Origin of the sequence: Algibacter ulvanivorans (assembly GCF_048381495.1) — a bacterium.
Classification (GTDB): domain Bacteria; phylum Bacteroidota; class Bacteroidia; order Flavobacteriales; family Flavobacteriaceae; genus Algibacter_B; species Algibacter_B ulvanivorans.
Map to the genome: position 1 here is coordinate 474,169 of NZ_JBLWGD010000002.1, position 12,763 is coordinate 486,931.

Consider the following 12,763-nt stretch of genomic DNA (forward strand, 5'->3'; position numbering starts at 1 on the left):
TTTAAATTCCTGTAAAAAAAAAGTAATTGTCAAGTTATAGTTATGTCTTAATTTTAATAGCAATAAGATTTACTAAATGAAAGATTTATTCGAAAAAATTTATAAAGACAAAGGACCATTAGGTAAATGGGCGTCTCAAGCGGAAGGTTACTTTGTGTTTCCTAAATTGGAAGGAGAAATTTCTAACCGTATGAAATTTCAAGGAAAAGATGTAATTACCTGGAGTATTAATGATTATTTAGGATTAGCAAATCACCCTGAGGTACGTAAAGTTGATGCCGAGGCGGCAGCACAGTATGGATCTGCATATCCAATGGGAGCTAGAATGATGTCAGGTCATACAGATTTACATGAAAAATTACAGAATGAATTAGCCTCTTTTGTTAGTAAAGAAGCCGCTTATTTATTAAATTTTGGGTATCAAGGTATGGTTTCTACCATCGATGCTTTGGTATCAAAAGACGATATAATTGTTTATGATGTAGATGCGCACGCCTGTATTATTGATGGTGTTCGACTTCATATGGGAAAACGTTTTACATATAAACACAATGATGTTGAAAGTTTAGAAAAAAACTTAGAACGTGCTACTAAAATGGCTGAGCAAACAGGCGGAGGTATTTTAGTAATTTCTGAAGGTGTTTTCGGTATGCGAGGTGAGCAGGGACGTTTAAAGGAAATAGTTGCTTTAAAAAAGAAATTCAATTTTAGATTATTTGTTGATGATGCTCACGGCTTCGGAACTTTAGGAGCAACAGGAGCAGGAGCAGGAGAAGAGCAAGGTGTTCAAGATGATATAGATGTGTATTTTGCAACATTTGCAAAATCTATGGCTAGTACAGGAGCTTTTATTGCTGGAGATCAAGAAATAATAGATTACTTAAAATACAATTTGCGTTCCCAAATGTTTGCAAAATCTTTGCAAATGCAACTAGTGGTAGGTGCACTTAAGCGTTTAGAAATGCTTAAAACAATGCCTGAGTTAAAAAAGAATTTATGGACAATTGTTGATGCATTACAATCGGGTTTAAAGGCTCGTGGTTTTGATATTGGTACAACACAAAGTTGTGTAACACCTGTATATTTAAAAGGTAGTATTCCTGAAGCTATGGCTTTAGTAAAAGATTTACGTGAAAATTACGGAATATTTTGTTCTATAGTAGTTTATCCTGTGATACCTAAAGGATTAATTTTATTAAGAATGATTCCTACAGCTACACATACATTACAAGATGTTGAAGAAACCTTAGATGCATTTGATGCTATACGAGATCGATTAGATAATGGAACCTACAAGCGTTTATCAGCTGCTTTAATGGCTGCGATGGGCGAGTAAACATATTCCTCCTTATAAAATAAAAAAAGCTCCAATTCAAATTCTTGAATTGGAGCTTTTTTTTATGCTATACTTTTCCTGAATGTCTTTCTACGTTTATAAACTTCAGGGTTAAAGTGTTTCCATATTTTTTTTATGGCTTCGTTGTCTTCTAATTCGGGGGTTCTATAGCAATTTTTAATACCTTTTTCTTTAAATGTTTCGTAATATTCGTTAAAAATTACAGCATGCACACCTTTGTTTTGGTAGTCAGGATGAATTCCTATTAAGTAAAAAATAGCATCTTTACTATTTTTTTTAGCTTTCATGATGTGTCTAAAACCAAATGGAAATAATTTACCATTCATTTTTTGTAAAGCAGAAGCAAAACCAGGCATTACAATAGCAAAACCAACCATATTATCATCTTTATCAACGACAAATTTTATATATTCAGGATTTATAAAACTTATAAATTTCTTTTTAAAATACGCTTTTTGGATATCGTTAATTGCAACGAATGATGATAAAGAAGCATAACTTTTGTTAAATAAATCGAACATCTTATCAGCATAAGGCATAACTTGTTCTGTTTTTGTAAGCTTTAAAGGGGTGAGCTGATATCTTTTTTTTATAAGTTCTTGTGCTTTTTTAAAAAACTCTGGCTTTACATTTTCGAAAGGGAATCTGCTTTCAGCATAAGATTTTTCTATTTCATATCCAGCAGATTCATAATGTTTAGCATAATAAGGGAAGTTGTACCAGGTAACCATTGGGGCTAAAGAGTTAAATCCTTCGGTTAAAACGCCAACTTTATCTAGGTTAGAGAATCCTACGGGGCCTTCAGTATATTCTAAATGATGAGTTTTTCCTATGTTTTCTACTTCATTGAGTAAGGTTTTTGAAACTTCTAAATCGTCAATAAAATCAAACCAACCAAAACGCATTTTTTTTTGATTTTGGTTTTTAATTTCTAGCCAGTTTATTATAGCTGCAATTCTTCCTACAAGCTCTCCGTTTTTATAAGCTAAAAACAACCTAGCATCAGCATCGTTAAAAACAGGGTTTTCTTTACGGTTAAAAGTCTTCATTTCTTGACTTATAATTGGAGGAACCCAGTATTCTGAATCTTTATAAAGTGTAAATGGAAATTTTACAAAGGCCTTTAAGTCTTTGTTGTTTTTTACTTCTTTTATTTTAATCATATTTTATAATAATGATATTGATGGCTTTTTATTCATCAAAATCTATATCTTTCTTTTTGCGTTTATTTACTTTTTCGGCTGTGTTTTTGTTCTTTTTTCTGTTTTTTCCTGCTCTGTTTGCTCTTCTATTTCCTTCTTCTAGGGCAGATGTACCGTTGTCAATCTCTTTGTCTTTATGAAAATCTAAACGGTATGAAGCTCCAAAATTCACACTAAAAACAGATGGCGTGTCTTTTGTGTTAAAAGTTAAAGCGGTATCTAACTGAAAATTTTTACCCATTAAATATGCGCCTCCAAATCTAAAAAGATTATCGGCATAAAAATCACTTTGTATACCTTGTGTTTCGCCAAAAATAACCCATTTTGGACTAAAAGAATGGGTTAAAGTTAATATATATTGAAAATCTGATTGGTCTGTGCCTATTCTATCCTTTATTAGGTTCATAACAAAAACCCAGCCTCCTGCAAAATTATTTTGAGTAGCTATCATAACTTTTGGGCTAAACCCCTCAATTCCAGAATAAGTATACGGGTTAGGTTTGGTGTCGTAATTGGCACCTAAGTATACTGAAATTGCAGGTATTAAGGACTTCCATTTAAACTGTCTGTTAGCCTTCCAACTATATAGGTTTGGTTTATCTTCTTCGGCGTTTTTGTATGGGTCATAAACTAAATATTTGGCACCAATAGCTAAAAATTTAAAATTAGCTCTATCTTCTTCAGGTGAAAAATTAGTTGGGTACGATTTGGTGTCGTTTTGGTATGTACCTTCAATATTTAGTTCTAGTTCTTCAAACAGTAGTCCATATCGTGCTGCAAAATCAATTCCAAATCCAGATATTTCATATGCTGTTGTTGGAGTTCGTTTCTCTTTAATGCTGTAAGGACCTATTTCAAATTGTGCAACATTTGTTCCAACAGAAAAGGCACTTCTAGATACACCTGGTCGGTTAGAATTAATAACATCTGTGTATTGGCAAAACGCTTGTGTAGTAACCAAACTTAGTAGTAGAAATATTGTAGGTTTAAAAGGGCTCATAATCTTTGGTTTATTATTTTTTTTATTGAAAAATATTAAAGACTTTTTCAAATATAGATATTTTATACTTTTTTTATCATTCTTGAACGTTTTTTAAGCAGATAGAATTGTATTTTTGTTTTGTATCATTAATAAAAATTAAAAAATGGGTTTATTAAAAACCATACTTATAATTGCCTTAGTGTATTATGGAATTAAGGTGCTTTCAAGAATATTCGCTCCTTTTTTAGTGAAATTTGCGGCTAAAAAGGCCGAAGAGCAATTTGGCGGGCAATTTGGTCAGTTTCAAAAACAACAAAGGCACGAGGCTAAAAAAAAGGAAGGGGAAACTATTATTGATAAAATTCCTGAAACCAAATCGTCTAACAAAACTGTTGGTGAGTATGTCGATTACGAGGAGATAGAGTAGTCGTTAGTTTCTGCATCCTTAATTATTTAATGGTTTGTTTTAAGTTTGCGAAAACAACCACATTAAAATTATTTTTTTTAGAATTATTTCTTAAAACTTTTTTATGCAAATTTCAATTAAAAAATTACTCCCTCATTTATTAGTTTTGTTGGGTTTTGTTGTAATTTCTCTTGCTTATTTTAGTCCTGTTTTAAAAGGAAAAACTATATATCAAAACGATATTGTTCAGTATATAGGCATGAGTAAGCAGCAAAAAGATTTTAAGGCTCAAACAGGAACAGAAACCTATTGGACTAATAGTGCTTTTGGAGGTATGCCTACTTATCAATTAGGGGCTAGATACCCACATAACTACATTAAAAAATTAGATTTGGCTTTGCGTTTTTTGCCAAGGCCTGCAGATTATTTATTCCTTTATTTAATAAGCTTTTATATATTTTTATTAATACTAAAAGTAGACTTTAAACTAGCTGTTTTAGGAGCATTGGCTTTTGGGTTTTCAACATATTTAATAATAATTTTAGGTGTTGGCCATAATAGCAAGGCTCATGCTATTGCTTATATGCCTTTAGTTTTAAGTGGGGTTTTGCTGGTTTTTCAAAAACGATATGTTTTAGGGTTTTTACTTACTACAATAGCCATGGGATTGGAGTTAGTAGCTAATCATTTTCAAATGACATATTATCTTATGTTTTTGGTTATTATTTTAGGTGTGGCTTATTTTATTGATGCATATAAAAAGAAATTGTTTTCTCATTACTTTAAATCTATAGGTGTTTTAATTGCTGCTGTAGTTCTGTCTGTAGCGTTAAATGCTACTAATTTTTTAGCAACTCAAGAGTATGTAAAAGAAAGTAAACGAGGTAAAAGTGAGCTTACAATAAATCCTGATGGTTCAGAAAAAGAGTTGACTAATGGTTTAGATAAAGATTATATTACTCAGTTTAGTTATGGTATAGTAGAAACCTTTAACTTATTTATTCCTGGGTTTACAGGTGGCGGTAATGCGGAAAACGTTGGGAAAAACTCTGCTACTTATGAAGCATATAGAAAATTAGGAGCAACTACAACTCAAGCAGCGCAAGAAGCTAAGCGTGCCCCATTGTATTGGGGAGATCAGCCTATTGTAGAAGCGCCAGCTTATATTGGCGCGGTAATTATCTTTTTGTTTGTTTTTGCGTTGTTTTTGGTTAAAGGCCGATTAAAATGGTGGCTTGTTGGTGGGGCAATTTTTTCTTTGTTGCTTTCGTATGGAAAAAATCAACCGTTTGCTTTTATAACAGATTTTTTTATTGATTATATTCCGTTGTACAATAAATTTAGAGCAGTAAGCTCTATTCAAGTAATTTTAGAATTGTGTATTCCGGCTTTAGCAATTTTCGGATTAGTTAAGTTGTTTAATGATTTTGAAAAGAAAGAAGATAAAATAAAGGCTTTGAAATTCGCTGTCGTTATAACTGGAGGTGCAGCCTTAGTGTTCTTGTTATTTAAAACCTCGTTGTTTGATTTTGTTGGAGGTAACGATGGGTTTTATCGTCAAAATTACGGTCAAGATTTTGTTGATGCCTTAAAAGCAGATAGAAAATCACTATTTACAAAGGATTCAATTAGAACTCTAGCATTAATTTTATTGTCTGCTGGAGTAATATATATGTTTTTAAAAGATAAGCTAAAGGAAGCTTGGGTTGTTACAGCGTTTGCGGTTTTAATACTTTTTGATTTGGTTGGTGTAGATAGACGTTATGTGAATAATGACGATTTTGTTTCTGGAGTTAAAATGAGTAAACCCTTTAAAGCTACAGATGTAGATAATTTTATTTTAAAAGATAAATCGCATTACCGAGTTTTCGATTTGGTTTCTGGCCCGTCAAAACCATCGTATTTTCATAACTCATTAAATGGGTATAACGCAGCAGAATTAAGACGTTATAGAGAGGTTTTTGATTTTTATTTAGCACAAAATAATATAAACGTGCTAAATATGTTAAATACCAAATATATAGTAGCGCAAGACGAAAAAGGTAATGCGTTTCCGTACGAAAATGATGCAGCTAATGGAAATGCATGGTTTGTAAAAACTTTAAAAAAGGTTGAATCTGCAAATTCAGAAATTAAATTACTTGATAGTTTAGATACTAAGAATGAAGCTATTTATTCACCGCATTTAGCACTTAAAGAAGTTCAAGGTATTAATCAAAAATATGTTGTAGATTCATTGTCAACTATCAGGTTGTTAGAGTTTAATTCCAACTACTTAAAGTATAAGTCTAATAATAAAAATAATGGTTTTGCTGTTTTTTCGGAGATATATTACCCTAAAGGATGGAAAACTTTTATAGATGGAGAAGAAGCAAAACATGTTAGAGTAAATTACATTTTAAGAGGGATGGTAATTCCTGCCGGAGAACATGTAATAGAGTTTAGGTTTAACCCTGATGTTGTAAAAACAGGAAGTAAAATTACACTTGCAAGCTCTATATTATTCATGTTGCTGTTTTTAGGAGGGTTGTTTTTTGAGTTTAGAAAAGCAAATGAATAAAAAAAGAGTGCTTATTATATCTTATTATTGGCCACCAGCAGGTGGTCCTGGGGTGCAACGCTGGTTAAAGTTTGTAAAATATTTACCAGAGTTTAATGTAGCGCCTGTTGTTTTTGTTCCAGAAAACCCTAGTTACCCTATAGTTGATGAGAGTTTTTTGCTTGAATCATTAGGTGAGGTTGAAGTGGTTAAACAACCTATAAACGAGCCTTATAAATGGGCTTCTTGGTTTTCAAAATCATCAAAAACAATTAGCAAAGGTATAATAGCAGATAACAACAAACAGTCTTTGCTAGAGCGACTCATGTTGTTTATTCGTGGTAATTTTTTTATTCCAGATGCTAGGATAGGTTGGGTAAAGCCGTCTGTTTCTTTTTTACTTAAGTATATTAATGAAAAAAAAATTGAAACTATTATTACAACTGGACCACCCCATAGTGTGCATCTTATAGGTTTGCAACTTAAAAAAAGGCTAGATTTAAAATGGATTGCAGATTTTAGAGATCCTTGGACAACAATTGGCTACCACAAGCAATTAAAGCTTACTTCTAAAGCAAAAAACAAACATAAAGCCTTAGAAAATCAGGTTTTGAATAATTCAGATCAAATTATTGTAACTAGCTTTACTACTAAAGAAGAATTTTTAAATATAACAAGCAAGCCTATAGCAGTTATTACTAACGGGTATGATGATGAAGAGTGTGTTGATTTTAAAATGGATACTAAATTTACATTGTCGCATATAGGGTCTTTGTTGTCTAAAAGGAATCCTGAAATTTTATGGCAGGTTTTAAGCGATTTAATTACTAGCGAGGTAGGTTTTTCTGATTATTTTCAGTTGAATTTTGTGGGCTCTGTTAGTGATAATGTGTTGGAGAGTGTTAAAAATTATGGTTTAAGTGATTATATTAACAATGTTGGTTATGTTACACATAAAGAAGCTATTATGTTTCAGAAAAAATCACAAGTGTTGTTGCTAATAGAGATTGATTCCGATGAAACAAAATGCATAATTCCAGGTAAATTGTTCGAGTATATGGTTTCTAATAGACCAATTATTTCTATAGGGCCTAGTCATTCAGATGTAGAAAAAATTATAAAGGAAACTAATACAGGTAATTATTTTAGTTATAATGATTTCGACTCGTTAAAAAGAATTATCTTAGAGCATTATGCTGCTTTTCTAAATAAAACATTGCAATCGCACCCAATTGGTTTACAAAAGTACCATAGAAGAGCGCTTACTAAATCTTTAGTTAATTTAATTTAAATGGGAGTCGTTGTATCACAGTCCTTTAAAAACATTATTTCTACTTATTTAGGTTTTTTTATAGGGGCAATAAACACGCTTTTTTTATATACCGAATTTCTTACCGATCAGTATTATGGTATGGTTGGCTACATGTTGTCTTTAGCTTACGTAATTATGCCTTTAATGGCTTTTGGAGTGCATAATACTTTAGTTAAATTTTATTCTACATTTAAAACTAGAGTCTATTTAAGTAGTTTTTTAACGCTCATGTTGGTATTGCCATTTGTAATTATAGTTCCTATAATATTAATTACTTATATAGGTTTTGATGTTATTGTTGGTTTTCTTTCTAACAAAAATGAGATTATAAAACACTATTTATGGCATACTGTTATAATTGCTATAGCTTTGGCTTATTTCGAAGTGTTTTTTGCATGGGTAAAAGTACAAATGCAAACTGTTTTTGGTAATTTTATGAAGGAAGTTTTTCATAGAGTTGGTGCTATGGTTTTATTGTTTTTATTGCATTTTAGCATGATTAATTTAGAGCAGTTTATGGCTGGTCTAGTTATTGTTTATGTATTAAGAATGTTGGTTATGAAAATTTATGCGTTTAGCATAAGGTTTCCTGTTATTACATTTAAGCGTGTGCCTAACCTACATGGTGTGCTTAAATACTCGTTTCTAATTATCATTGCAGGTTCTGTAGCTACTATACTTTTAGATGTTGATAAGGTTATGTTGGGGTATTATATTGATATTAAAGAAATAGCTTATTACAATGTAGCTATATTTATAGCAACAGTTATTGCCGTACCTCAACGTGCTATGCATCAAATATTACTGCCTTTATCTGCAAAGTATTTAAACGAAAAAGATTTTATTGCTTTAGAAGATTTGTATAAGCGTAGTTCCTTAAACCTATTTGTAGTTGGTGGTTTTATTTTTTTGTTAATTGTTCTTAACATCAATCAGCTTTACCACATTATACCTAATGAATTTAGTCATGGATTATTGGTGGTTTTTATGATAAGCTTCACTAAGTTATATGATAATGCTCTTGGTAGTAATAACGCCATATTGTTTAATAGTGATTACTATCGAATAGTATTAGTTTTAGGCGTTTTTTTAGTTGTAATTATGATATTGCTAAATATAGTATTTATACCTGTTTTAGGTATAAATGGTGCTGGTGTTGCAACATTTTTAGCTGTGTTTCTTTATAACTCTATTAAATTGTTTTTTGTTTATAAAAAATTTAAAATGTTTCCTTTTACTATAGCTACTTTAAAAATAGGGGTGTTTTTAACAGCGATTGTGTTGTTGTTTTATTTCTGGGAGTTTCCGTTTCATCCCGTAATGAATATTGGTTTGAAATCTATTTTAATTACTCTAGTGTATGTATTTGTGGTGTATAAATATAATTTTTCTGAAGATATTTCTTTGCTTATTAAAAAGTATTTAAAGGTCTAAATATTAAATAGAGTAGGACTTAGTTTTTTTGTGAAATAGAAATTTATAAAAACGAAAAACCCCACGATGTTGCTTTGAGGCATACATATCGTAGGGCTTTCCAAACTAACCAACCAAAATTGTTATGATCGTCTTCTTGTAGATGTCGATCGTGTATTTTTGCTAGAATTACTTCTTTTTGTTGCTACTCTTGGTGTTCTAGTTTGTTTAGACCTTGAAACATTTGATGTTCTAGGCTTGTTAACTGTACGTTGAGCAACTTGAGTGTTTCTAGTTTTATTATTGTTTCTATTATATGTACGAGTGTTTATGCTTTTTGGTTTTTGTGTTGTTCTAGTTTTTTGCACACGTGTTATCGATTTAGTTCTTACACTCGTTTTATTGTTGTTTCTATTAATATTTTCGTAAGTCTTTCTGTTATTAGTGTTGTCTCTTCTAGCTACATCTCTTTTTACAGAAGGAATAGTCCTTCTTGTGTTGTTTATAGAGTTATTTTTTTGTCTTGAAGTATTTGTATTGGCAACATTTCTTCTATAATTAGTGTTTCTGTTTATTTTTGTAACATTTCTTTTGCTTCTATTAACTGTGGCATAGCTTCTGTTTCTAATAATTTTATTACCTCTTCTGCTAGCAATAGCGGTTCTTGGTCTGTAATTGTTATAAAAAGGTCTGTTGTAGGTATAGCGTACAGGTCTGTAATACTGTCTATAAGGTCTGTTGTAAACTACACAGTAATCTCTAGCAGGAATGCTATAATATCTATGCCATGGTCTGTAAATATAGCCTCTGTTATATATGTTTATAAACCCTGTGTAATGAGAGTATACGTTGTTTCTGTAGTATACATTTAATCCACCAATTCGGTTTATATAACCAAAGTTATTGTAGTGAATGTTTACATTTCCAGCCTGACTAATACGTCCGTAATAATCATAATAAATAGGTACGTTTTCAATTTGAATAATAGCTCCAAACTCATCATATTGCACATAAGCATTGTAATTATACCCTGTATTAAAGCTAATGTTTACATGTCTTGTATTAACATTTACACCAAAACTAGAGTGATTTCTAATAAGGTTAAAATCGAATTGTCCATCTCTAAATACAGAAAACTCAACTCCATCTACATTAAATATAAAAGAATTACTATAACCTCCATAATAAGTTGTTGCTGCGCTTACTTTAGTTGTTGTGGTGGTTGCGTTAGCGGTAAGCCCTGTTAGGATTAAACCAGCTAATAAGAATATAAACTTTTTCATAATTGTAAATTTTAAGGGTTGCTGTTTTAGTAATTACAAACAGCGTGCCAAAACAAAAAAATAATGTATTTGTATGTTTAAGTTGCTTTGTTTGTTGTAATTAAGATGTGTTATAAGCAAAAACCTTAAAACAATTAAAGTCTTAAGGTTTTTGTTTGAACCAATCTAATCTCAAATAAAAAATAATTTAATTTTTTTTGTGTCTTTTTATTTTTTTTGCTCTTTTATTGTGTTTATAATAGTAGTCGTCGTTTAGGTTAATATTGTTTAATTGGTTAACATGTCCACGAGTGTAAATAATCTCTCCATATTTATTAAACTTAACTTTTAAACCACCAACTTTATGCAGGTTAGAGTTTTTACCTCTGTTGTATTTCATAAATACAGAACCAGCTCTAGTAATTCTTCCATGTCTATCATAATTTAAAAACACATTTCCAATTCGTCTTATTTTACCATTTCGATCTCTAGAAATTGAAACACTTGTATTTGCGTATCGATTTGAGGTGTATTGTATGTTTGAGTTTGGACCTCTGTGGTTAATATTTATACTACTTCGTCTTGAATTTTTTTTATAAAATGCATCGTTGTAATAATAGTTATTAGCATTGGTGTTAAAATCGAAGCTACCATCCGAGAAAATGAAAAACTCAATACCACGCTCGTTAAACACTATAGGTTGTTCTAAGTAATAGTGTTTTGTGGTTTTGTTAATCGTTATTTTTCGTTTTTTCTTATTTAGTTCTGTTGCTGATGCAGTCGTTAATCCTATTAACAAACTTGCACATACTAGTAATACTTTCTTCATAATTACATAGGATTTTAATTAAACATTCCGAAATTTTTTCAAATTATTTATAAATGTGTTTGTCAGTTTTCGGGTTTACTGATGTTTAGTTTTTTTCAATTTATATGCCAAAAAATAGCAATTTAGTAAGCGTTAACTAAATATTAACAATGCGTTTTGTTGTAACTTGTTGTTTTTTAAGTTTTTGTGTTTGTTTTTTTAGATGAAGAATTGCTTTCTAGTTTTTTAAACAATATCGAATATTGGTAGTCTTTTTAAAATTATTACTTTTATAAAAACTAAACTTTTTAAATGAAGCATAAAAAAGAAACTTGTAAAAATTGCGAAAAGACGTTTAAGGATAGTTTTAAGTTTTGTCCGTATTGCGGACAGCAGGTAAAAGACGAACTTACAGTTAAAGTTTTGTTTTATAATACAATAAGTAACTATTTTTCGTTTGATGCGCGTTTTTTTAAAAGTTTTTTTCCTTTAATGCTTAGACCAGGTTATTTAGCAAGTAAATTTATTGAGGGTAAGCGGTTATTGTATTTGCACCCAGCGCAGATGTACTTGTTTGTAGCGGTAATATTTTTCTTTTTGTTTTCTTTTATTCAGCGCAATCAAGTTCAATCTTTAGATGAAAAATTAGCCGAAACTTTAAAAAAAGAAAGTGTTGTTGATAAGATAGAAGATGGTTATGTAAGAGACTCAATAAAAGCAATTGAATTAGTAGAGCAAAAAGCTAAAGATTCTATAGCTAGGATTGAAATTAAAAAAGCTTTAGAAAAAAATAAGTTTATACATGGTTTTTCTGATGCTAAAATAGATTCGTTAGTTAATGCAGAAGATTTTAGAAAAAATGATATAGCAAGTTTTGATTTTAATACAAAAGCCTTAGATTCTTTAATAGCTTTAAATGCACCAAATGCTAAGCTTTATACGGCTATGGGAATGGATGATAATGCGGGTTGGTTAACAAAAAAAATGTACAAACAAGCTTTAAGGTTTTATAAATCAAGAAAGGGTGGGAGTATTTTACAAACGTTTTATGATACAATTCCGGTTGCGATGTTTTTTTTATTGCCAATATTTGCACTTATATTAAAAATTCTATATAGGAAACATGGTTTGTATGCGCACCACTTGGTGTTTAGTTTTTATTATTTTTCTTTTTTATTTACTGTTTTTAGTTTAATTATAGGTGTTAATTTTATTATTGATATTCCAGATTGGATTGATTGGTTAATAGTGTTCTCGACGTTTATGTATTTGTATTTGGCGTTATTACGTTTTTACAATCAAGGCATAATTAAAACGTTTATTAAAGCTAACATAGCATCGTTTTTGTTTTTAATGTTTGTGGCGCCTTTAACAGTTGTTATTTTAGGTATGTTTGCGTTTTTGTTTTATTAGAGGCTCTTTTTTATCCTATTTTTTTATAATGCTTTTTGGTTTGTATTTGTAACTATTTGGTTTTTAGTT

Annotated in this window: 10 protein-coding genes; 6 read left to right on the forward strand and 4 right to left on the reverse strand. The window is 30.5% G+C overall.

The window, feature by feature from the left end; genetic code table 11:
• Nucleotides 1-76 precede the first annotated feature (76 nt).
• Nucleotides 77-1,336 (forward strand): aminotransferase class I/II-fold pyridoxal phosphate-dependent enzyme, encoded by a 1,260-nt coding sequence (locus ACNG5D_RS07575; RefSeq protein ID WP_418182893.1) that lies wholly within the window; start codon nucleotides 77-79, stop codon nucleotides 1,334-1,336.
• A 62-nt stretch (nucleotides 1,337-1,398) separates the two neighbouring features.
• Here the strand turns inward: ACNG5D_RS07575 and ACNG5D_RS07580 are convergent, their stop codons facing one another.
• Nucleotides 1,399-2,520, reverse strand: a complete 1,122-nt coding sequence (locus ACNG5D_RS07580) for a GTP cyclohydrolase (RefSeq protein WP_418182894.1) — start codon at nucleotides 2,518-2,520, stop codon at nucleotides 1,399-1,401.
• A 28-nt stretch (nucleotides 2,521-2,548) separates the two neighbouring features.
• On the reverse strand, nucleotides 2,549-3,559 hold the full coding sequence (locus ACNG5D_RS07585) for a transporter (RefSeq protein WP_418182895.1): 1,011 nt from the start codon (nucleotides 3,557-3,559) through the stop codon (nucleotides 2,549-2,551).
• Nucleotides 3,560-3,704: 145 nt separating this feature from the next.
• On the opposite strand from ACNG5D_RS07585, the gene ACNG5D_RS07590 reads away from it, so the two are divergent.
• The 4 genes from ACNG5D_RS07590 to ACNG5D_RS07605 all read left to right on the forward strand — a co-directional run bounded on the left by ACNG5D_RS07590 (nucleotide 3,705) and on the right by ACNG5D_RS07605 (nucleotide 9,232).
• The gene (locus ACNG5D_RS07590; protein ID WP_418182896.1) at nucleotides 3,705-3,968 is read left to right on the forward strand and encodes a DUF4834 family protein; all 264 of its coding nucleotides are present in this window, start codon (nucleotides 3,705-3,707) and stop codon (nucleotides 3,966-3,968) included.
• Between the two features lie 103 nt (nucleotides 3,969-4,071).
• A complete protein-coding gene (locus tag ACNG5D_RS07595) occupies nucleotides 4,072-6,507 on the forward strand; it encodes a YfhO family protein (RefSeq protein ID WP_418182897.1) in 2,436 nt (811 codons plus the stop codon).
• Nucleotides 6,500-7,777, forward strand: coding sequence for a glycosyltransferase (locus tag ACNG5D_RS07600; protein ID WP_418182898.1), 1,278 nt, complete (start codon nucleotides 6,500-6,502; stop codon nucleotides 7,775-7,777). The genes ACNG5D_RS07595 and ACNG5D_RS07600 overlap by 8 nt, the downstream gene beginning before the upstream one ends.
• A complete protein-coding gene (locus tag ACNG5D_RS07605) occupies nucleotides 7,778-9,232 on the forward strand; it encodes a lipopolysaccharide biosynthesis protein (protein ID WP_418182899.1) in 1,455 nt (484 codons plus the stop codon).
• A gap of 122 nt (nucleotides 9,233-9,354) precedes the next feature.
• Here the strand turns inward: ACNG5D_RS07605 and ACNG5D_RS07610 are convergent, their stop codons facing one another.
• Both ACNG5D_RS07610 and ACNG5D_RS07615 read right to left on the reverse strand, forming a co-directional pair.
• Nucleotides 9,355-10,494 (reverse strand): hypothetical protein, encoded by a 1,140-nt coding sequence (locus ACNG5D_RS07610; RefSeq protein WP_418182900.1) that lies wholly within the window; start codon nucleotides 10,492-10,494, stop codon nucleotides 9,355-9,357.
• 187 nt (nucleotides 10,495-10,681) lie between these two features.
• Entirely contained in the window at nucleotides 10,682-11,302 is a 621-nt protein-coding gene (locus ACNG5D_RS07615; RefSeq protein WP_418182901.1) for a hypothetical protein, read from the reverse strand.
• Nucleotides 11,303-11,593: 291 nt separating this feature from the next.
• Here ACNG5D_RS07615 and ACNG5D_RS07620 point away from each other — a divergent pair, with 291 nt between their 5' ends.
• A complete protein-coding gene (locus ACNG5D_RS07620; RefSeq protein WP_418182902.1) occupies nucleotides 11,594-12,694 on the forward strand; it encodes a DUF3667 domain-containing protein in 1,101 nt (366 codons plus the stop codon).
• The last annotated feature ends 69 nt before the right edge of the window (nucleotides 12,695-12,763 follow it).